The 19,052-nt window shown below is 70.8% G+C and carries 19 protein-coding genes; 3 read left to right on the top strand and 16 right to left on the bottom strand.

The annotated features are described in order from the left end of the window. The 12 genes from atpD to ACULK2_RS06760 form a co-directional block, all read right to left on the bottom strand. Nucleotides 1–1,458 carry a F0F1 ATP synthase subunit beta gene (gene atpD, locus ACULK2_RS06815; RefSeq protein ID WP_445969282.1) on the bottom strand — a complete coding sequence of 486 codons (1,458 nt, stop codon included), beginning with the start codon at nucleotides 1,456–1,458 and terminating at the stop codon, nucleotides 1–3. Between the two features lie 27 nt (nucleotides 1,459–1,485). Then, nucleotides 1,486–2,394, bottom strand: coding sequence for a F0F1 ATP synthase subunit gamma (locus ACULK2_RS06810; RefSeq protein ID WP_445969283.1), 909 nt, complete (start codon nucleotides 2,392–2,394; stop codon nucleotides 1,486–1,488). Between the two features lie 92 nt (nucleotides 2,395–2,486). After that, nucleotides 2,487–4,124 (bottom strand): F0F1 ATP synthase subunit alpha, encoded by a 1,638-nt coding sequence (gene atpA / locus ACULK2_RS06805; protein ID WP_445969284.1) that lies wholly within the window; start codon nucleotides 4,122–4,124, stop codon nucleotides 2,487–2,489. Between the two features lie 97 nt (nucleotides 4,125–4,221). Continuing rightward, nucleotides 4,222–5,013: a F0F1 ATP synthase subunit delta gene (locus ACULK2_RS06800; protein ID WP_445969285.1), complete on the bottom strand. Its 792-nt coding sequence runs from the start codon at nucleotides 5,011–5,013 to the stop codon at nucleotides 4,222–4,224. Between the two features lie 3 nt (nucleotides 5,014–5,016). Beyond that, nucleotides 5,017–5,580: a F0F1 ATP synthase subunit B gene (locus ACULK2_RS06795; protein ID WP_445969286.1), complete on the bottom strand. Its 564-nt coding sequence runs from the start codon at nucleotides 5,578–5,580 to the stop codon at nucleotides 5,017–5,019. 28 nt (nucleotides 5,581–5,608) lie between these two features. Further along, nucleotides 5,609–5,842: an ATP synthase F0 subunit C gene (gene atpE, locus ACULK2_RS06790; RefSeq protein WP_022888426.1), complete on the bottom strand. Its 234-nt coding sequence runs from the start codon at nucleotides 5,840–5,842 to the stop codon at nucleotides 5,609–5,611. A 45-nt stretch (nucleotides 5,843–5,887) separates the two neighbouring features. Beyond that, on the bottom strand, nucleotides 5,888–6,685 hold the full coding sequence (atpB, locus tag ACULK2_RS06785; RefSeq protein WP_445969287.1) for a F0F1 ATP synthase subunit A: 798 nt from the start codon (nucleotides 6,683–6,685) through the stop codon (nucleotides 5,888–5,890). A 253-nt stretch (nucleotides 6,686–6,938) separates the two neighbouring features. Further along, nucleotides 6,939–7,418: a Cg1360 family ATP-synthase-associated protein gene (locus ACULK2_RS06780; protein ID WP_445969288.1), complete on the bottom strand. Its 480-nt coding sequence runs from the start codon at nucleotides 7,416–7,418 to the stop codon at nucleotides 6,939–6,941. Beyond that, entirely contained in the window at nucleotides 7,415–8,761 is a 1,347-nt protein-coding gene (locus tag ACULK2_RS06775) for an MraY family glycosyltransferase (protein WP_445969289.1), read from the bottom strand. Before ACULK2_RS06775 ends, ACULK2_RS06780 begins: the two co-directional genes overlap by 4 nt. After that, the gene (locus tag ACULK2_RS06770; RefSeq protein ID WP_445969290.1) at nucleotides 8,758–9,666 is read right to left on the bottom strand and encodes an L-threonylcarbamoyladenylate synthase; all 909 of its coding nucleotides are present in this window, start codon (nucleotides 9,664–9,666) and stop codon (nucleotides 8,758–8,760) included. Before ACULK2_RS06770 ends, ACULK2_RS06775 begins: the two co-directional genes overlap by 4 nt. A gap of 101 nt (nucleotides 9,667–9,767) precedes the next feature. Further along, the gene (locus ACULK2_RS06765) at nucleotides 9,768–10,589 is read right to left on the bottom strand and encodes an ABC transporter permease (protein WP_445969291.1); all 822 of its coding nucleotides are present in this window, start codon (nucleotides 10,587–10,589) and stop codon (nucleotides 9,768–9,770) included. Then, complete coding sequence (locus ACULK2_RS06760) at nucleotides 10,586–11,509, bottom strand: ATP-binding cassette domain-containing protein (RefSeq protein WP_445969292.1); 924 nt, start codon at nucleotides 11,507–11,509, stop codon at nucleotides 10,586–10,588. The genes ACULK2_RS06765 and ACULK2_RS06760 overlap by 4 nt, the downstream gene beginning before the upstream one ends. 107 nt (nucleotides 11,510–11,616) lie before the next feature. Between ACULK2_RS06760 and ACULK2_RS06755 the strand changes: the two genes are divergently transcribed. Then, nucleotides 11,617–12,543, top strand: coding sequence for a TetR/AcrR family transcriptional regulator (locus ACULK2_RS06755; protein WP_445969293.1), 927 nt, complete (start codon nucleotides 11,617–11,619; stop codon nucleotides 12,541–12,543). Between the two features lie 25 nt (nucleotides 12,544–12,568). Here the strand turns inward: ACULK2_RS06755 and prmC are convergent, their stop codons facing one another. Then, a complete protein-coding gene (gene prmC, locus ACULK2_RS06750; RefSeq protein ID WP_445969294.1) occupies nucleotides 12,569–13,453 on the bottom strand; it encodes a peptide chain release factor N(5)-glutamine methyltransferase in 885 nt (294 codons plus the stop codon). 90 nt (nucleotides 13,454–13,543) lie between these two features. Here prmC and cysK point away from each other — a divergent pair, with 90 nt between their 5' ends. Both cysK and epsC read left to right on the top strand, forming a co-directional pair. Next, complete coding sequence (gene cysK / locus ACULK2_RS06745) at nucleotides 13,544–14,479, top strand: cysteine synthase A (RefSeq protein WP_445969295.1); 936 nt, start codon at nucleotides 13,544–13,546, stop codon at nucleotides 14,477–14,479. A 29-nt stretch (nucleotides 14,480–14,508) separates the two neighbouring features. Then, the gene (gene epsC, locus ACULK2_RS06740) at nucleotides 14,509–15,102 is read left to right on the top strand and encodes a serine O-acetyltransferase EpsC (RefSeq protein ID WP_445969296.1); all 594 of its coding nucleotides are present in this window, start codon (nucleotides 14,509–14,511) and stop codon (nucleotides 15,100–15,102) included. Nucleotides 15,103–15,142: 40 nt separating this feature from the next. On the opposite strand, the gene ACULK2_RS06735 is transcribed toward epsC, so the two are convergent. From ACULK2_RS06735 to rho, 3 genes are read right to left on the bottom strand one after another with little or no spacing between them, the layout of a single operon-like run. Then, nucleotides 15,143–15,637: a GNAT family N-acetyltransferase gene (locus tag ACULK2_RS06735; protein WP_445969297.1), complete on the bottom strand. Its 495-nt coding sequence runs from the start codon at nucleotides 15,635–15,637 to the stop codon at nucleotides 15,143–15,145. Continuing rightward, nucleotides 15,634–16,710, bottom strand: a complete 1,077-nt coding sequence (prfA, locus tag ACULK2_RS06730) for a peptide chain release factor 1 (RefSeq protein ID WP_445969298.1) — start codon at nucleotides 16,708–16,710, stop codon at nucleotides 15,634–15,636. Before prfA ends, ACULK2_RS06735 begins: the two co-directional genes overlap by 4 nt. Before the next feature lie 3 nt (nucleotides 16,711–16,713). Then, entirely contained in the window at nucleotides 16,714–18,849 is a 2,136-nt protein-coding gene (gene rho / locus ACULK2_RS06725) for a transcription termination factor Rho (RefSeq protein WP_445969450.1), read from the bottom strand. Nucleotides 18,850–19,052 lie beyond the last annotated feature (203 nt).

Raw genomic sequence — 19,052 nt, 5'->3', positions numbered from 1 at the left:
TCAGCCGTTCTCCTTCTGGATCCGCGCCCAGTTCTCCTCGACGTCGGAGATCGGGCCGACATTGAAGAATGCCTGCTCGGCGACGTGGTCGAAGTCGCCACGGGCGATCGCGTCGAACGACTCGATGGTGTCCTTGAGCGGAACCGTCGAACCCTCGACACCGGTGAACTTCTTCGCCATGTAGGTGTTCTGCGAGAGGAACTGCTGGATACGGCGCGCGCGCGACACCGTGATCTTGTCCTCCTCGGAGAGCTCGTCGACACCGAGGATTGCGATGATCTCCTGCAGTTCCTTGTTCTTCTGCAGGATCTGCTTGACCGTGGTCGCGACGCGGTAGTGGTCCTCGCCCAGGTAGCGCGGGTCCAGGATGCGCGACGTCGAGGTCAGCGGGTCCACCGCCGGGTAGAGACCCCTCGACGCGATCTCGCGCGAAAGCTCGGTCGTGGCGTCGAGGTGCGCGAACGTCGTGGCCGGTGCCGGGTCGGTGTAGTCGTCGGCGGGGACGTAGATCGCCTGCAGCGAGGTGATCGAGTGACCGCGGGTCGAGGTGATGCGCTCCTGGAGGATGCCCATCTCGTCGGCGAGGTTCGGCTGGTAACCCACCGCGGAGGGCATGCGACCGAGCAGCGTCGACACCTCGGAGCCCGCCTGCGTGAAACGGAAGATGTTGTCGATGAAGAGGAGCACGTCCTGCTTCTGCACGTCGCGGAAGTACTCCGCCATGGTGAGCGCCGAGAGCGCCACGCGAAGACGGGTCCCGGGCGGCTCGTCCATCTGGCCGAAGACGAGCGCCGTCTTGTCGAAGACACCCGCCTCCTCCATCTCGTGGATGAGGTCGTTGCCCTCACGGGTGCGCTCGCCGACGCCGGCGAACACCGACACACCGCCGTGGTCCTGCGCCACGCGCTGGATCATCTCCTGGATGAGGACGGTCTTGCCGACGCCCGCACCGCCGAAGAGGCCGATCTTGCCGCCCTGAACGTACGGCGTGAGGAGGTCGATGACCTTGATGCCGGTCTCGAACAGCTGGGTCTTGGACTCGAGCTGGTCGAACTTCGGGGGCTTGCGGTGGATCGGCCAGCGCTCGGTGATCTCGATCTGCTCGCCCGGCTCGGCATTCAGCACCTCGCCGATGACGTTGAAGACCTTGCCCTTGGTCACGTCGCCGACGGGGACCGAGATCGCCTCGCCGGTGTCGCGCACCTCCTGGCCGCGGACGAGCCCGTCGGTCGGCTTCAGTGCGATCGCGCGCACGACGTCGTCGCCGAGGTGCTGAGCGACCTCGAGCGTCAACTCCGACGTCTGGTCGCCGATCGTGATGGTCGTCTTCAGCGCGTTGTAGATCTCGGGGATCGAGTCGTGCGGGAACTCGATGTCGACGACGGGGCCGGTGACGCGCGCGATGCGGCCGACGGTGCCCGTCGTGTCCTGGACTGGCGCGGTAGCGGTGTCAGTCATGTTCTCTTCCTTCTGGATGAATCTTGGCTACTTGGAGGAGGAGAGCGCGTCGGCTCCACCCACGATTTCAGCGATCTGCTGCGTGATCTCGGACTGGCGGGCCTCGTTGGCCAGGCGCGTGTAGTCGATGATCAGCTTGTCGGCGTTGTCGGTGGCCGACTTCATGGCCTTCTGCGTCGCCGCGTGCTTCGCGGCGGCGGACTGCAGCATGGCGTTGAAGATCCGGCTCTCGATGTACACCGGGAGCAGTCCGTCGAGGACCGTCTCGGCGTCGGGTTCGAACTCGTAGAGCGGGAAGACCTCGGCCCTGCCGGACGGCTCGGCCTCCTCCTCCGCCTCGACGACCTCGAGCGGCAGCAGTCGCGTGACGACCGGCACCTGCGTGATGCGGCTGACGAACCGGTTGTAGACGATGTGGATCTCGTCGACCCCGCCGTCCGCGCTGTCCCGGAGGAAGGCCTCCAGCACCGCGTCCGCGACCTCCTGGGCGGTCGTGAACTCGGGGTTGTCGGTTCCGCCGATCCAGCTGCGCTCGTAGTCACGGCGTCGGAACGAGAAGTACCCGACGGACTTGCGGCCGATGAGGAAGTACACGACCTCCTTGCCCTGGCTGCGGAGCAGCTCGGCGAGCTCCTCCGATTCGCGCAGGACCTGCGAGTTGAACGCGCCCGCGAGGCCGCGATCCGAGGTGAAGATCACGATGGCCGCGCGATCGACCCGCTCCGGCTCGGTCGTGAGCACGTGCGAGACGTTCGAGTAGCTCGCCACCGCCGAGACCGCGCGCGTGATCGCGTCGGAGTACGGCGTCGACGCGGCGACGCGCGCCTGCGCCTTCGCGATCCGCGAGGCGGAGATGAGCTCCATCGCTCGCGTGATCTTCTTGGTCGTCTGCGCCGACTTGATCTTCTGGCGGTAGACCCGAAGCTGCGCTCCCATGTTTCTCCTGTGTCCTGGCTTCCTGTTCCTGAGGCTCCCGGTGCGGCCGTGAGGCCGATGTCCCCGAGAGCCTCAGGGAACGGCGGAAACGACTAGCGACGACCCTTGACGATCTTCTCCTGGCCGACCTCTTCCTCGTCGATGGCCTCGAACTTCTCGCTGCCGACCGAGGCGAGCGGCTTGCCCTCGCCGGTCTGGAACTCCAGCTTGAAGTTGTCGACCTCCGACTCGAGGGTCGCGGCGGTCTCGTCCGAGAGCACGTTGGTCTCGCGGAGGTCCGAGAGCACCGACGTGTTGCGGCCGAGGTAGTCGAGGAACTCGCGCTCGAAGCGCAGGATGTCCTCGACGGGCACCTCGTCGAGCTTGCCGTTGGTGCCGGCCCAGATCGAGACGACCTGCTCCTCGACGGGATACGGCGAGTACTGGGGCTGCTTGAGCAGCTCGGTCAGGCGCGCGCCGCGCGCGAGCTGCCGACGGCTGGTCGCGTCGAGGTCGGACGCGAACATCGCGAACGCCTCGAGCGACCGGTACTGCGCGAGCTCGAGCTTCAGCGTGCCCGACACCTTCTTGATCGACTTCACCTGCGCGTCGCCGCCGACTCGCGAGACCGAGATGCCGACGTCGACCGCCGGGCGCTGGTTCGAGTTGAACAGGTCGGACTGGAGGAAGATCTGGCCGTCGGTGATCGAGATCACGTTGGTGGGGATGTAGGCCGAGACGTCGTTCGCCTTGGTCTCGATGATCGGCAGGCCGGTCATCGAACCCGCGCCGAGCTCGTCGGACAGCTTGGCGCAACGCTCGAGGAGCCGCGAGTGCAGGTAGAACACGTCGCCCGGGTACGCCTCGCGGCCCGGCGGACGGCGCAGGAGCAGCGAAACGGCGCGGTAGGCCTCGGCCTGCTTCGACAGGTCGTCGAAGATGATCAGGACGTGCTTGCCGTCGTACATCCAGTGCTGGCCGATGGCCGAGCCGGTGTAGGGCGCGAGGTACTTGAAGCCGGCGGGGTCGGAGGCCGGGGCCGCGACGATGGTGGTGTACTCCATCGCGCCCGCGTCCTCCAGCGCGCCCTTCACGGACGCGATGGTCGAGCCCTTCTGCCCGATCGCGACGTAGATGCAGCGCACCTGCTTGGTCGGGTCGCCGGACTCCCAGTTCGCCTTCTGGTTGATGATCGTGTCGATCGCGATCGCCGTCTTGCCCGTCTGGCGGTCGCCGATGATGAGCTGGCGCTGGCCGCGGCCGACGGGGATCATGGCGTCGATCGCCTTGATGCCGGTCTGGAGCGGCTCGTGCACCGACTTGCGCTGCATGACGCCCGGCGCCTGGAGCTCGAGCGCGCGACGACCCTCGGTCGCGACCTCGCCGAGGCCGTCGATCGGGTTGCCGAGCGGGTCGACGACGCGGCCGAGGTAGCCCTCGCCGACCGGCACGGAGAGGACCTCGCCGGTGCGGGTCACCTCCATGCCCTCCTCGATGCCGGTGAACTCGCCGAGCACGACGACACCGATCTCGTCCTCGTCGAGGTTGAGCGCGAGGCCGAGCGTGCCGTCCGCGAACTTGACGAGCTCGTTCGCCATGACCGAGGGCAGGCCCTCGACATGGGCGATGCCGTCGGCCGCGTCGGTCACGTATCCGACCTCGGTCTTCTGCGCCGCGCCCGGCTCGTAGTCGCGGGCGAACTCCGAGAGAGCCGAACGGATCTCGTCGGGGCTGATGGAGAGTTCTGCCATTGCCATTTCCTTTTCTGAAGGGCCGGGCCCTGATCTGCACTCCTGGTGCAGCTACTGGTATGTCGCGGCGCGGGACGCCGGTCGTTGTCGTCCGGCGTCAGCCGGCGAGCTTCAGCCTCAGGTCGCTGAGGCGGCTGGCGACGCTGCCGTCGATGACGTCGTCGCCGAGCTGGACCCGCACGCCGCCGAGGACCGAGGGGTCCACGATGGCGTCGAAGCGGATGCGTCGGCCGGCCTTGGCTCCGAGCGTGCGCTCGAGGCGGGCGACCTGCTCATCGGTCAGGGGCACGGCCGACGTCACCGTCGCGACGTCGAACCCGCGCTGGTCGGCGAGGACGGATGCCGCACCGCGGAGCATCTCGCCGATGCGGCGACCGCGGGGCGATTGCACGAGGTGGCGGACGATCAGCGTCGTCGCCGGCGCGGCCTTCGAGCTCAGGAGTCGATCGACGAGCGCGACCTTCGCCGCGGACGAGCCGAGCTTGGACCCGAGGGCGAGCTCGAGCTCGGCGTCGGAGGCGACGGTGCGCTGGAATGCGTACAGCTCGCCGTCGACCTCGACCTCGCCCGCCGCGTCTGCGGCGACGCGGAGCCCGAGCTCCTCGAGTCCGTCGAGGAAGTCGGCCGCCGACGACCACCGCTGGGCGGCGGCGCTCACGAGGAGCGACGCCGCGGCCGGGGACACCTTGCCGCCGAAGACGCGCTCGACGAGCTCGGCCTTCTGGGCGCGGTCGGCCTCGTTGTCGGTGAGTGCGGTCCGAAGCTGCGGCGTGGCCGCGATGACCCGAGTCGCGGCGAGGAGGTCGCCGGCCACCGGGAGCTCGGCCCGGCCGAGCCCCGCGAGCTCGGCTCGCGTGCCGGCCAGGGCCTCTCTCGTAGCGCTGCCCATGGGTTACTTCGTCCCCCCTGCGGCGGCCTGCTCGGACGCCTCGAGGTCGGCGAGGAAGCGGTCGACCACGGCCTTGGCCCTGGCGTCGTCGGAGAGCGTCTCGCCGACGACGCCCGAAGCGAGGTCGATGGCGATGGTGCCGACCTCGGACCGGAGCGACACGAGCGCCGACTGGCGCTCCGCCTCGATCTGCGCCTGGGCGCCGGCGTTGATGCGGGCGGCCTCGGAGGACGCCTGCTCCTTCGCCTCTGCGACGATCTTCTTGCCGTCCTCGCGAGCCGTCTCGCGGATCTTGCCCGCCTCGGCACGCGCGTCGGCGAGCTGGGCGGTGTACTCCTCGAGGGCGGCCTCGGCCTTGCGCTGGGCCTCGTCGGCCTTCGCGATGTTGCCCTCGATCGCCTCGGCCCGCTCGTCGAGCAGCTTCTGCATGCGCGGCAGCGCGTACAGCCAGAAGAAGACGAGGATGACGGCGAAGCAGACCGCCGACCAGACGATGTCGTACGTCGCCGGAAGGACCGGGTTCTGCGTCTCGCCCTCGGTTGCAGCTCTCAGCACTGCGTGAAGCACGTTGGCCTCCTCAGTTGGGACGGGACGATCAGACGAAGATGAAGTAGGTCGCGATACCGATGAAGGCGAGCGCCTCGGTGAAGGCGATGCCGATCCACATCAGGACCTGGAGGCGGCCGGCGAGCTCGGGCTGGCGAGCCACGCCCTCGATGGTCTTGCCGACGACGATGCCCACGCCGATGGCCGGGCCGATGGCGGCGAGGCCGTAGCCGACCGTTGCGATGTTGCCGTTGATCTCAGCGAGAACGGTGGTTGCGTCCACGTTGGGGTTTCCTTTCTTGGGGTTTCTTCGGGCGGGCGCCCTGGCTCAGTGCTCCTCCGCCACCGCGAGCTGGATGTAGACCGCGGTGAGGAGCGTGAAGACGTAGGCCTGCAGGACGGCGACGAGGATCTCGAACAGCGTGAACACGAAGCCGAAGGCCAGCGTTCCGACGCCGAGCAGGGTGTACCAGCCGCCGAGGTTGAAGATGAAGAACTGCGTCGCCGCGAAGAAGAGCACGAGCAGCAGGTGGCCGACGATCATGTTCATCATGAGTCGCAGCGTCAGCGTGACGGGGCGGATGACGAACGTCGAGATGAGCTCGATCGGCGTGACGATGATGTACACCGGCCACGGCACGCCCGAGGGGAAGAGCGAGTTCTTGAAGAAGTTCTTGGGACTCTGCTTGATGCCGGCGTAGATGAACGTGACGTACGACACGATCGCGAGCACGAGCGGGACGCCGATGACCGACGTTCCGGCGATGTTCAGGCCGGGGATGATGCCGGTGATGTTCATGAACAGCACCATGAAGAAGATCGACGTGAGGATCGGCAGGAACCGCTTGCCGTCCTTCTTGCCGAGCAGGTCGTCCGCCACGTTCACGCGGATGAAGTCGAGGCCCATCTCGACGATGCTCTGGAATCGGCCCGGGACGATGCGCATCCTGCGCGTGCCGAGCCAGAAGACCAGGAGCACCGCGGCCACGGCCACGAAGCGCACCAGCATGATGCGGTTGATCTCGAACGGCGTGCCCTCGAACAGGAGGGCGGCGGGGAAGAACTCCTCGATCGACGGCCCGTGGAACTCACCATCATCGGTTGCAGTCGGAACCAGCAGGTTCACAGCGTTAGCTAGCAGCGCTATCTCCTGTTTCGGGGCGTGGAGCTGGGCTCTCGCGTCGACGAACATGGAAACGGTCCGGAACCCATGCCTGAGCAGGGCGGAACCGTGGGGGATCGCCCCTACTGTAGCAAGACTTCGGCGCTCCGCCGAATCGCCACAGGTTGTAGAAGTCGGCGCCGACCGGGGAGCATGCCGATCGGCGCATGCCACGTCCCCGGAGACGCGGACGCCGCCCCGTGGGGCGGCGTCCGGGTCAGTCGTCGGAGGGCGGCGGCGGCAGTTGCGCGTCGCTCGCGTACGGGAGCCGGGACCGCGCGACGACGAGGACGTCGACGACGAGCGACCCGATCACGCCGGCCACGATCGCCAGGAAGAGCACCACCGGGTCGAGCCAGTCGACCCCGCGCAGCAGGACGACGAGCACGATGAAGACGATGAACTTCAGCAGCCACCCGCCGAGCACGATCCCGAAGAACGCGCCGACGAAGAGGTCGGAGCCGGCGAACCGGTTGGCGAGCAGGATGCTCGCGCCGGTGATCCCCATGAACACCACGGCGAGGAGCGTGCCGAGCAGTGCGCTGACGAGCCCCTCGGTGCCCGCGAAGACGAAGCCGAGGATGCCGCCCACGACGGCGATCCCGCCGGCGATGGCCGCGCCCCAGAGCAGGGCGCGCCGGAGCACCGGATTCGAGGTCGGCGTGCGGTCGGCGGGATCGCGGGGTGCGGTGCTCATCGGGCTCCTGTGGGGTGCTCGCCCGGATCCGGGCGGTCGGGGACGTGGCTGGGGTCCGGCTCGGCGCGGGACCCCGCGACGGAGTGGGGGTCGGGCGCGAGGGTGGTGGCGGGAACGGGCTGCGGCTCGGGCGCGGCGAGCTCGTCGAGCCCGGCCGTCGAGGGTGCGCCCGCGGCATCCGCCTCCGCCGCCACGGTCTGGCGCTTGCGCCGGCCGAGGGGCGCGAGGGTGAGCGCCGCGAGGACGACGAAGCCGACCCCGATGAACAGGAAGGCCCAGCCGGAGTCCACGCCGAAGTAGACGGGCAGGACGAAGGCGAGCAGGCAGCCGAACGAGGCCACGGCCGTCCAGCCGTAGAAGATGAGGACGGCGTGCAGGTGCGAGTGTCCCATGTCGAGCAGGCGATGGTGGAGGTGCTTGCGATCGGCCGCGAACGGCGACTTGCCCGCGCGCAGGCGTCGCACGACCGCGAGGCCGAAGTCGAGCAGCGGGATGAGCAGGACCGCGAACGGGATGATGATCGGGATGAAGGCCGGGAACAGCTCGTCGGTGCCGAGCTGGGAGGGGTCGACCTGCCCCGTGACCGCGATCGCGGAGGTCGCCATGAGCAGGCCGACGAGGAGCGCTCCCGCGTCGCCCATGAAGAGCTTCGCGCGGTGCCAGTTGAGCGGGAGGAAGCCGGCGCACGCGCCGACGACCACGACCGCGAGCAGCGACGCGAGGTTGAAGTAGTTCGTCGGCGACGTCTGCTGCACGAGCAGGTAGGAGTACAGGAAGAACACGCCGCTCGAGATGAGGGCGACGCCCGCGACGAGCCCGTCGAGGCCGTCGATGAAGTTGATCGCGTTCATGACCAGCACGATCGTGAACACCGTGACGAGGGCGCTCATCCACGACGACCCCACGGTGATGCCGCCGTCGGGGGCGCCGATGGGCAGGGAGACGATCGACACGCCCTGCCAGGCGATGACGCCGGCCGCGATGAACTGGCCCGCGAGCTTGGTGAGCCAGTCGAGGTCCCAGATGTCGTCGGCGACGCCGATCGCGACGATGAGTCCCGCCGCGAGGAGGATCGCGAGCACCTGGAACGGGTCCTGGAACACGATCTGGAGGTTCGCGAAGCGCGCGATGCCGAGCGAGGAGATCCAGGCCGCCGCCGCGAATCCGACGAGGACTCCGAGGAACATCGCGATGCCGCCGAGCCGCGGGGTCGGGCGGGTGTGCACGTCGCGCTCGCGGATCTTCGGGTAGAGCCGGTACTTCAGGCTCAGCTTCCAGACCACGACCGAACCGGCGAACGTGACGACCGCCGTGACGAGCGCGAGCAGGACGAAGAGGGTCATGACGCGGCGGGATCCGTCCGCTCGTCCGATGGGGCGACGGATGCCGCGGGCGCAGCGTCGTCGTCGGCAGTCGCCGCGGCGTCGTCGGACGTCGTCGCGTCGGCGTCGTCGGACGTCGCCGCGCCGTCGTCGTCGGAACTCGTCGCGCCATCGTCGGATGCCGCCGCGAGGTCGTCGTCGGATGCCGCGCCGCCGGCCTCGGTGACCGCCTCCGCCTCGAGCAGCTCCTCCCCCACGACCTCGGCGATCCGCTCGCGGGAGATCACGCCGGCGCGCACGATCCGGAGCACACCCGTGCCGTCGACGGCCAGGCCGGTCGCGTCGACGATCGTCGACGACGTGTCGCCGGGGCGCTCGCCGATCGCCTCGTACGCGACGCCGGCCGCGCCGCCGTCGAGGTAGACCGACACCCGGTCGCCGAGCATGTCGGCCGCCTCCTCGGCGGTCGTCGCCGACGGCAGGCCCGACAGGTTCGCCGACGACACCGCCAGCGGGCCGGTCTCCGAGAGGAGTTCGAGCGCGATGCGGTGGTCGGGCATGCGGAGGGCGACGGTGCCGCGGGTCTCCCCCAGGTCCCACTGCAGCGACGGCTGCGCGCGCAGGATCACGGTGAGGCCGCCGGGCCAGAACTCGGCGACGAGCGCACGCACGGCGTCGGGCACCTCGGCCGCGAGGGCGTCGAGCGTCGGGATGCCCGGCACGAGCACGGGCGGCGGCGACGTGCGCTCGCGACCCTTCGCATCGAGCAGGCGCTGCACGGCCGTCGCGCTGAACGCGTCGGCGGCGACGCCGTAGACGGTGTCGGTGGGGATGACGACGAGCTCGCCGCTGCCGATGGCGCGACGGGCCAGGCGCATGCCGGCGAGGAGCTCGGACTCGACCGAGCAGTCGTGGATGAGTGTCATGACCGCTCGATTCTAGACGTGGCCGAGTGCCGGTGGCTGGGCGACGCGGATGCCGCGTGCCCGGCGCGGCACGCGGCATCCGTCGTCGACGCCTCGTCGTCTCAACGACGACCCGCCCTGCGCCGGAAGAGCCGGCCGCCCCACACGGCGGCGATCACGACGAGCAGGACGCACCAGCCGACCGCCAGCCACGCGGAGCTCCCCATGGGCGTGCCCATCAGGAGGCTCCGGATCGCCTCGATGACCGGCGTGATGGGCTGGTGCTCCGCGAACCACGCGAGCCAGCCGGGCAGCGTCTCGACGGGCACGAACGCGCTCGAGAGGTACGGGAGGAAGAGGAGGACGAACCCGTAGGCGCTCGCGGCCTCGGGGCTCGACGCGGCGAGGCCGATCGCGGCGAAGAGCGACGTGATCGCGAGGATGTAGAGCGCGACGAGCGCGAGCGAGCCCACCCATTCGAGCGGACCGGCCGTCGGCCGGAAGCCGACGAGCAGGGCGACCCCGATCACGACGCCCGTGGCGAAGAGGTTCCGCATGAGGCTCGCCACGACGTGCCCGGTGAGCACCGCCCCCGCCCGCAGGGGCATGGTGCGGAACCGGTCGATGATGCCGGTCGTCATGTCCCTGGCGACGTAGAGCGCCGTCGAGCTCGCGCCGAATCCCGCGCAGAGCAGGATGATGCCGGGCACGACGTAGTCGACGTAGCCGCCCGACGGGTCGAGCGCACCGCCGAACACGTAGGTGAACAGCAGCATGAGCATGGTCGGCAGGATCACGGCCATGAGGAGCGCCTCGGTGTCGCGCAGCGAGTGCGTGACGCTCCGGTGGATGAAGACGGCCTCGGCGACGAGTCCGGACGGACGGCCCCGGACGGCCTCCGTCGTCCGGGCGGGCGGGCGGTCCGTCCCGGCGACCGCGGTCACGATCGGGCCTCCGATCCGACGAGGGCGCCGTCCGCGCCCGGCGACGGCGCGGGCGAGGTGATGGCGAGGAACACGTCGTCGAGGCTCGGGCGGCGGATGGCGACCCTGGCGCCGTCGACGGCGGATGCCGCGAGCCGATCGAGTTCGTCGATCGCGGCGCGGAGCCCGTGGACGGTGCCGTCGGTCGGCAGCTCCGCGAGGATCCGGTCGTCGGGACCGACGAGTTCGACGGCCTCGCCGCCGACGCGCGACTTCAGTTCCGACGCGGTCCCCTCCGCGACGATCCGGCCGCGGTCGAGCACGGCGATCCGGTCGGCGAGGCGATCGGCCTCCTCGAGGTACTGCGTGGTGAGGAAGACCGTCGTCCCGGCGTCGGCGATCTCGCCGACGATGCGCCAGAGCTCCTGCCGGCTGCGCGTGTCGAGCCCGGTCGTCGGTTCGTCGAGGAACACGACGGGAGCGGGCACGACGAGGCTCAGGGCGAGGTCGAGCCGACGGCGCATGCCGCCGGACCACGTCGAGGTCCGCCGCCGCCCGGCGCCGGCCAGGTCGAACCGGTCGAGCAGTTCGTCCGCCCGCCTCCGGGCATCGCGGGCGCCGAGGCCGGAGAGGCGGGCGAGCATCACGAGGTTCTCGCGGCCCGTGAGGATCTCGTCGACCGCGGCGGACTGGCCGGTGAGGCTGATGCGCGCACGCACGCCCTCCGGGTCGGCGAGCACGTCGCATCCGGCCACCCGCGCGCTCCCCGCATCGGGACGGACGAGCGTCGTCAGGATGTCGATGGTCGTCGTCTTCCCGGCGCCGTTCGGCCCGAGCAGGGCGAACACGGTGCCGGGGGCGACGGCCAGCTCGAGCCCGACGAGGACGTCGGTGGAGCCGAACCGCTTGGCGAGGCCCCGGGTCTCGATCGCGAGCGTCATGGAGAACACCTCCTGTGTACTGGATACACTGTGTACGTCGTCCACAGCGGTTTAAGTAATACACAGTTCTACACTGGACGCAAGCACCGCCCGCCGATTGGAGCCGGATGAGCACCGACGCACCTGCCGAGCCCGAGCTGCCGCGCGGCGTCGCCCTCGCGTGGGGTGTCGCCGCCAACCCGCAGCGCGGTCCGAAGCGCGAGATGAGCATCGAGCGCATCGTCGACGCCGCCGTCGAGATCGCCGACGCGGAGGGGCTCGCCGCGGTGTCGATGAGCCGGGTGGCGCAGTCCCTCGGGTACACGACCATGTCGCTCTACCGGTACGTCACCGCGAAGGACGACCTGCTCGTTCTCATGCAGGAGCAGGGCACCGGCCTTCCGCCGGAGCCCGATCCCGACCTCGAGCCGTCCGACTGGCGCGGCCGCCTTCGGGCGATCGCGCACGCCGAGGTCGAGGTGCACCGGCGCCACCCGTGGCTGCTCGACGTGGCCATCCAGGGCACGCCCGTGACGCCCAACAACCTCGCCTGGATGGACGCGATGCTCGACGCGCTCTCCGGCACCCCGCTCGACGAGCACGAGCGGGTCGCGACCATCCTCCTCGTGACCGGCCAGGTGCGATGGCAGAGCACCATCGAGCACTCCTACGACGTCGCTTCGCGCGAGGCCGGCGTCGAACCGCAGGCGATCGACGACGGCCGATCGGCGATCCTCGACGCGTTCGTCACCGCGGAGGAGTTCCCGGCCCTGCGGCGCGCGGTCGACGCCGGGGTGTTCGCCGCCGTCGACGACGATCCGTTCGGCTTCGGGCTCGAACGCGTGCTCGACGGCATCGCCGAGCACCTCGCACGGCGCGCCGACGGAGCCTCACCCGTGCCGCCCGCTCCACCCGCCGATCCGCCCGAGGTCTCCGGCGACAAGCGGGTCCGTGAAGCGCGCAAGGCCGTGCGCGAGGCCGAGCGCCGCCTGCGCGATGCGCGGAAGGCCGAGCGGCTCGCGCTCCGCGAGGCGCGCTCGCGCCTCGACGGCTAGCGCCCGGCCGGCGGATGCCGCGGCGTCAGCGTCGCGCGGTCGTCACGCGGTCGCGCCCGGTGAGGTCGCGGTGGTGGGCCACGGCGTGCCATCCGTCGCCCCGAAGGATCGCCGCGATCTCGGCCGACTGCGTCTCGCCGTGCTCCAGCAGGAGCGCGCCGCCCGGATGCAGCATCGCCCGCCCCCGCCGGGACAGCACGCGCACGACGTCGAGGCCGTCGGGCCCGCCGTAGAGCGCGTGCTCGGGGTCGTGCAGGCGCACCTCGGGATCGCGCGGGATCGCGTCGTCTGGGATGTACGGCGGGTTCGAGGCCACGACCGCGACGCGGCCCTCGAGCTCGGGCAGGGCCTCGGCGAGGTCGCCGAAGACGAGCTCGAGGTTGGCGGCCGCGACCTCGTCGACGTTCCGGCGCGTCCACGGGAAGGCCTCGGGTGAGTTCTCGACGGCCCAGACCCGGGCGTGCGGCACCTCGGTCGCCATCGACAGCGCGATCGCGCCGCTGCCCGAACCGAGGTCGAGGCCGATCGGCTCGGGCTCGGCGGCGGCCCGCAGCGCGTCGATCGCGAGCTGCGCGAGCAGCTCGGTCTCCGGCCGCGGCACGAAGACCCCCGGCCCGACGGCGAGGTCCAGCGAGCGGAACGCGGCGCGGCCGGTCAGGTGCTGCAGCGGCTCGCGACGGGCACGTCGCGCGACGAGGGCGTCGAGTTCCGCGGCATCCGTCGCCGACAGCCGGTCCCCGATCACGAGGCGCGCGTGCACGCCGCCCCGGGAGAGGCCGAGCACGTGGCCGAGGAGCAGGTCGGCGTCGACCTCCGCGTCGGCGATGCCGGCCGCCTGCAGCGCACGCACGGTCTCGTCGCGCGCCTCGCGCAGTGGGCGTTCGGCGGGCTCGTCGGGCGTCGCATTCACGCAATGGAATGTAACCCACTCCCGGCGCGTACCCGCCCTCCGTATGCTGGTGCGCGGCACGACGCCGCCGTCACGAGAGGGAACGAGATCATGGCCCAGGTCTACGAGAACATCACCGACGTCTTCGGGCGCACCCCGCTCGTCAAGCTCAACCGGGTGACGGATGGCGCGGGCGCCACCGTGCTCGCCAAGCTGGAGTTCTACAACCCGTCGGCCAGCGTCAAGGACCGCCTCGGCATCGGCATCGTCGACGCCGCCGAGGCCGACGGCTCGCTGAAGCCCGGCGGCACCATCGTCGAGGGCACGAGCGGCAACACCGGCATCGCGCTCGCGATGATCGGCGCCGCGCGCGGCTACCGGGTGGTCATCGCGATGCCCGAGACCATGTCGAAGGAGCGCCGCGCGCTGCTCCGCGCCTACGGGGCCGAGCTGGTGCTCACCCCGGGTTCGGAGGGCATGAAGGGCGCCGTCGCGCGCGCCGAGCAGATCGCCGCCGAGACCCCCGGCGCGGTGCTCGCGCGCCAGTTCGAGAACCAGGCGAACGTCGACATCCACCGCCGCACCACCGCCGAGGAGGTCTGGGCCGACACCGACGGCGGCGTCGACATCTTCGTCTCCGGCATCGGCACGGGCGGCACGCTCTCCGGTGTCGGCCAGGTGCTGAAGGAGCGCAAGCCCGAGGTGAGGATCGTCGGCGTCGAGCCGCTGGAGTCGCCGATCCTGAACGGCGGCCAGCCCGGCCCGCACAAGATCCAGGGCATCGGCGCGAACTTCGTCCCCGCGATCCTCGACCGCGACGTCTACGACGAGATCATCGACGTGAACATCGACCAGGCCGTCGCGGTCGCACGCCGCCTCGGCGTCGAGGAGGGCATCCTCGGCGGCATCTCGTCGGGCGCGACCGTGCACGCGGCGACGCAGCTCGCGCAGCGCCCCGAGAACGCCGGCAAGACCATCGTCGTGATCCTGGCCAGCTACGGCGAGCGGTACCTCTCGACGGTGCTCTACGAGGGCCTGCTCGACTGAGCGCCCGCGCCATCTGGTTGACTGGGTCGGTGGGAATCCTCGGCAGGCTCAGTGAAGACGTCGCGACCGCCCGTTCCCACGATCCCGCCGCGCGCAACCGGCTGGAGATCGTCCTCGCGTACTCCGGCCTGCACGCGATCTGGTCCTACCGGCTCGCGCACCGGATGTGGCAGGTGCGGCCGCTCCGGCTGCCGGCGCGGGTCGTGTCCCAGCTCACGCGCTTCCTCACTGGGGTCGAGATCCACCCGGGCGCCACGATCGGACGGCGCTTCTTCATCGACCACGGCATGGGCGTCGTGATCGGCGAGACCGCGATCGTCGGCGACGACGTGATGCTGTACCACGGCGTCACGCTCGGCGGGAAGGCGCCGCGGGGCGCGCCCCGCGGCGCGAAGCGCCACCCCACGCTCGGCGACGGCGTCACCGTCGGCGCGGGCGCCAAGGTGCTCGGCGACATCGAGATCGGCACGGGCAGCGCGATCGGCGCCAACGCGGTCGTCACGCGGGGCGCTCCCCCGCACTCGCTGCTCGTCGGCATCCCCGCCGTCGCGAAGCCGCTGTCGCCCGCCACCGCGGATGCGGCCCGCGGCATGCACGACTGGCACGTCGACTTCCACATCTGAACGGCGGATGCCGCGGCATCCGCTCGGACGCGGCACCCGCTCAGATCGGCAGGAACATGACGTGGAGGCCGACGCGACCGTGCCGCGGCGACCGGAACGCGCCCGGCACCGTTCCGACGATCTCGAAGCCGAGCGACGTCCAGAGGTGGACGGCGGCGTGGTTCGACGCGACGACCGCGTTGAACTGGATGCCCTCGAACCCCTGGCGGCGATGCCAGTCGATGACGTACTCGCCGAGCCGCCGACCGATGCCGGCACCACGAGCCGCGCGGTCGACCATGAACGACGCGGTCCCGATGTGGTCCCCATGACCCGGGCGGTTGGGGCCCATCTTGGCCGTGCCCACGATCGCGCCGTGGAGCTCCGCCACGACGGTCAGGCCCGGTGCTCGCTCCATCCAGAGCTCGCGCGCCTCGTCCGACGTCGACGACGGCGGGTACGCGTACGTCTCGCCCTCGGACACGACCTGCTCGAAGATCGGATGGATCGCCTCCCAGTCCAGCAGGGTCGCGGGGCGGACGACGATCTCGGTCACTCGTCGCCGATCGCGGCGAGCCGCGCCTCCTCGTCGGCCCGGATGGCCGACTCGACCACCGGGTCGAGCGCGCCGTTCATGACCTGGTCGAGGTTGTACGCCTTGTAGCCGGTGCGGTGGTCGGCGATGCGGTTCTCGGGGAAGTTGTACGTGCGGATGCGCTCGGAACGGTCCATGGTGCGGATCTGCGACTTGCGCGCATCGGAGGCCGCCGCGGCGATCTCCTCCTGCTGGCGTGCGAGGAGGCGGGCCCGGAGCACGCGCATCGCCGCCTCCCGGTTCTGCAGCTGCGACTTCTCGTTCTGCATCGCCACGACGATCCCCGTCGGCACGTGCGTGATGCGGACCGCCGAGTCGGTCGTGTTCACCGACTGGCCGCCCGGGCCCGACGAGCGGTACACGTCGATCTTGAGGTCGTTCTGGTTGATCTCGACCTCCTCGGGCTCGTCGACCTCGGGGAAGACGAGCACGCCGGTCGTCGACGTGTGGATCCGGCCCTGCGTCTCGGTGACGGGGACGCGCTGGACGCGGTGCACGCCGCCCTCGTACTTCAGGTGGGCCCACACGCCCTGCGACGGGTCGGAGGCGTTCGACTTGATCGCGACCTGCACGTTCTTGTAGCCGCCCAGGTCGGACTCGTCGGACTCGAGCAGCTCCGTCTTCCAGCCCTTCGACTGGGCGTACTGGATGTACATGCGGAGCAGGTCGGCGGCGAAGAGGGCGCTCTCGGCGCCGCCCTCGCCGCCCTTGATCTCCATGATCACGTCGCGGCCGTCGTCGGGATCGCGCGGGATGAGGAGCCGTCGGAGCTTCTCCTGCGACTCCGCGAGGCGCTCCTCGAGCCCGGGGACCTCCTCGGCGAACGCGGCGTCCTCCCTGGCGAGCTCACGCGCTGCCTCGACGTCCTCCTGCGCCTGCCGCCACGCGTCGTTCGCGGCGACGATCCGGCTCAGCTCGGCGTAACGCCGGTTGACCTTCCTCGCTCGCGCGGCGTCGGCGTGCAGCGCCGGGTCCGCCAGCTCCTCCTGGAGCGCGGTGTGCTCGGCGATCAGCGCCCGGACCGACTCGAACATCGATCAGCGGTGATCGGACTCGTGGCCGTGCCCGTGTCCGTTCCCGTTGCCGCCCACCGGCGCCGACTTCTGCATGAGGAGCAGGAACTCGGTGTTCGACTGCGTCTCGCGCAGGCGCCCGAGCACGGCCTCGAGGGCCTGCTGCGGCTCGAGCCCGGCGAGGGCGCGACGGAGCTTCCAGGTGATCTTGACCTCGTCGGGCGAGAGCAGCATCTCCTCGCGACGCGTCGACGACGCGTTGACGTCGACCGCCGGGAAGATGCGCTTGTCGGCGAGCTGGCGCGACAGGCGCAGCTCGGAGTTGCCGGTGCCCTTGAACTCCTCGAAGATCACCTCGTCCATCTTCGAGCCGGTCTCGACGAGCGCGGTGGCGAGGATCGTCAGCGAGCCGCCGTTCTCGATGTTGCGCGCCGCGCCGAAGAAGCGCTTCGGCGGATAGAGCGCCGACGCATCGACGCCGCCCGACAGCACGCGGCCCGATGCCGGAGCGGCCAGGTTGTAGGCACGGCCGAGGCGCGTGATCGAGTCGAGGAGCACGACCACGTCGTGGCCGAGCTCGACGAGCCGCTTCGCGCGCTCGATCGCGAGCTCGGCGACCGTGGTGTGGTCCTCCGCCGGACGGTCGAAGGTCGAGGCGATGACCTCGCCCTTCACCGTGCGCTGCATGTCGGTGACCTCCTCCGGGCGCTCGTCGACGAGCACGACCATGAGGTGGACCTCGGGGTTGTTGATCGCGATCGCGTTCGCGATCTGCTGCAGCACGATCGTCTTGCCGGCCTTCGGTGGCGCGACGATGAGGCCACGCTGCCCCTTGCCGATCGGCGCGACGAGGTCGATGATGCGCTGCGTGAGCTTCGTGGGCTCGGTCTCGAGGCGCAGACGGTCCTGCGGGTAGAGCGGCGTCAGCTTCTGGAAGTCGACGCGCGCGGCGGCCTCGTCGGCCGTCTGGCCGTTGACCGAGTCGATCTTGACCAGGGCGTTGTACTTCTGGCGGCTGCTGCCCTCGCCCTCGCGCGGCTGCTTGATCGAGCCGACGACCGCGTCGCCCTTGCGCAGGTGGTACTTCTTCACCTGGCCGAGCGACACGTAGACGTCGCTCGGACCGGGGAGGTACCCGGTCGTGCGCACGAACGCGTAGTTGTCGAGCACGTCGAGGATGCCAGCGATCGGGATGAGCACGTCGTCGTCGAGGATCTCGGGCTCGACCTCGTCGCCCTGCCCCTGGCCGCGACGCTTGCGGTCGCGGTAGCGGTTGCGGCGGCCGCCGCCCTCGCCGTCGGCCTGCTGCTGGTCGCCGCGCTGCTCGCCACGGCCCTGCTGGCCGCGGCCGCCCTGCTGGTCCTTGCCCTTGTCGGCGTCGGCACCCTGACGGCCCTTGTCGGACTCCGCCTGGCGGCCGGAGTCGCCCTCGGCCTGCTCGTCGGCCTTGCGACCGCCCTGCTGCTCGGGCTTCTGCGTCTCGCCGCGGTCGGCGCCGCCGCGTCGGCCGCGGTTGCGGCTGCGACCCTGGCGCTGCTCCTGGGCGGGCTGCTCGCCCTTGCCCTCGGACTCGGCCCGGCCGGCGTCGTCGGACTCGCCCTGGCGACCGGCGGCGGTCGCGGCGGCGAGCTGCTCGCGCACTGCGGCGCGGGCGGCCTCGCGGGCGTCGTCGTCGGACGCGCCGGCGGCCGCGGGCGCCTCGGCGGCCTTCTCGTCGGCGCCCTGCGTCTCGGCGTCCGTCACCTCGACGGTGGGTGCGTCGGCGGGCACGAGGTCGACGCCGGCGGTGCCGGCGTTCGCGTGGGCCGCTGCGGCGGTGGCGCTGGTCGCGCGTCGCGGCTGGCGGCCGCGGCGGACGGGCTCGGCGGGCGCCTCGGCAACGAGCGCCTCGGCGACGGGAGCCTCGGTGGTCGGTGCGTCGGCGAGCGGGGCGGATGCCTCGACCGGCTCGGCTGCCTCGGCCGGCGCTGCTGCGGCCTCCGCCGGCGCCTCGGTGGCGGCGGGCGGCTCGACGGCGGGCGCGACGACGTCGTCGGCCTCGGCGGTCGCGGTGCCGTCGGTGTGGGCGGAGATCAACTCCACGAGTTCTCCTTTTCGGCGCTTGGAGGCGCCCGCGATGCCGAGCGAGGAGGCGAGCTCCTGGAGTTCGGCGACCTTCATGGTCGACAGGCGGGCGGCGTCCACGCGCTCTGCGTGGTCGGTTCCGTTGGTCACTGGGATTTGTCCTTTCCCCTGGCCAGGCACTTGGGGTTGGCCAGGAGAGCTGATCGCGGCACGTCGCAGACGTGCGCACGAGGCGCAGATCTGCGCGATGGCGAAAGCATGAGATGCCGGGAATCGCACCGAACGGCGACGACGCGAGT

This window comes from Agromyces molybdatiresistens, from assembly GCF_052748445.2.
The sequence above is the reverse complement of the archived record's forward strand: the minus strand, read 5'-3'. Positions and strand labels throughout refer to the sequence as shown.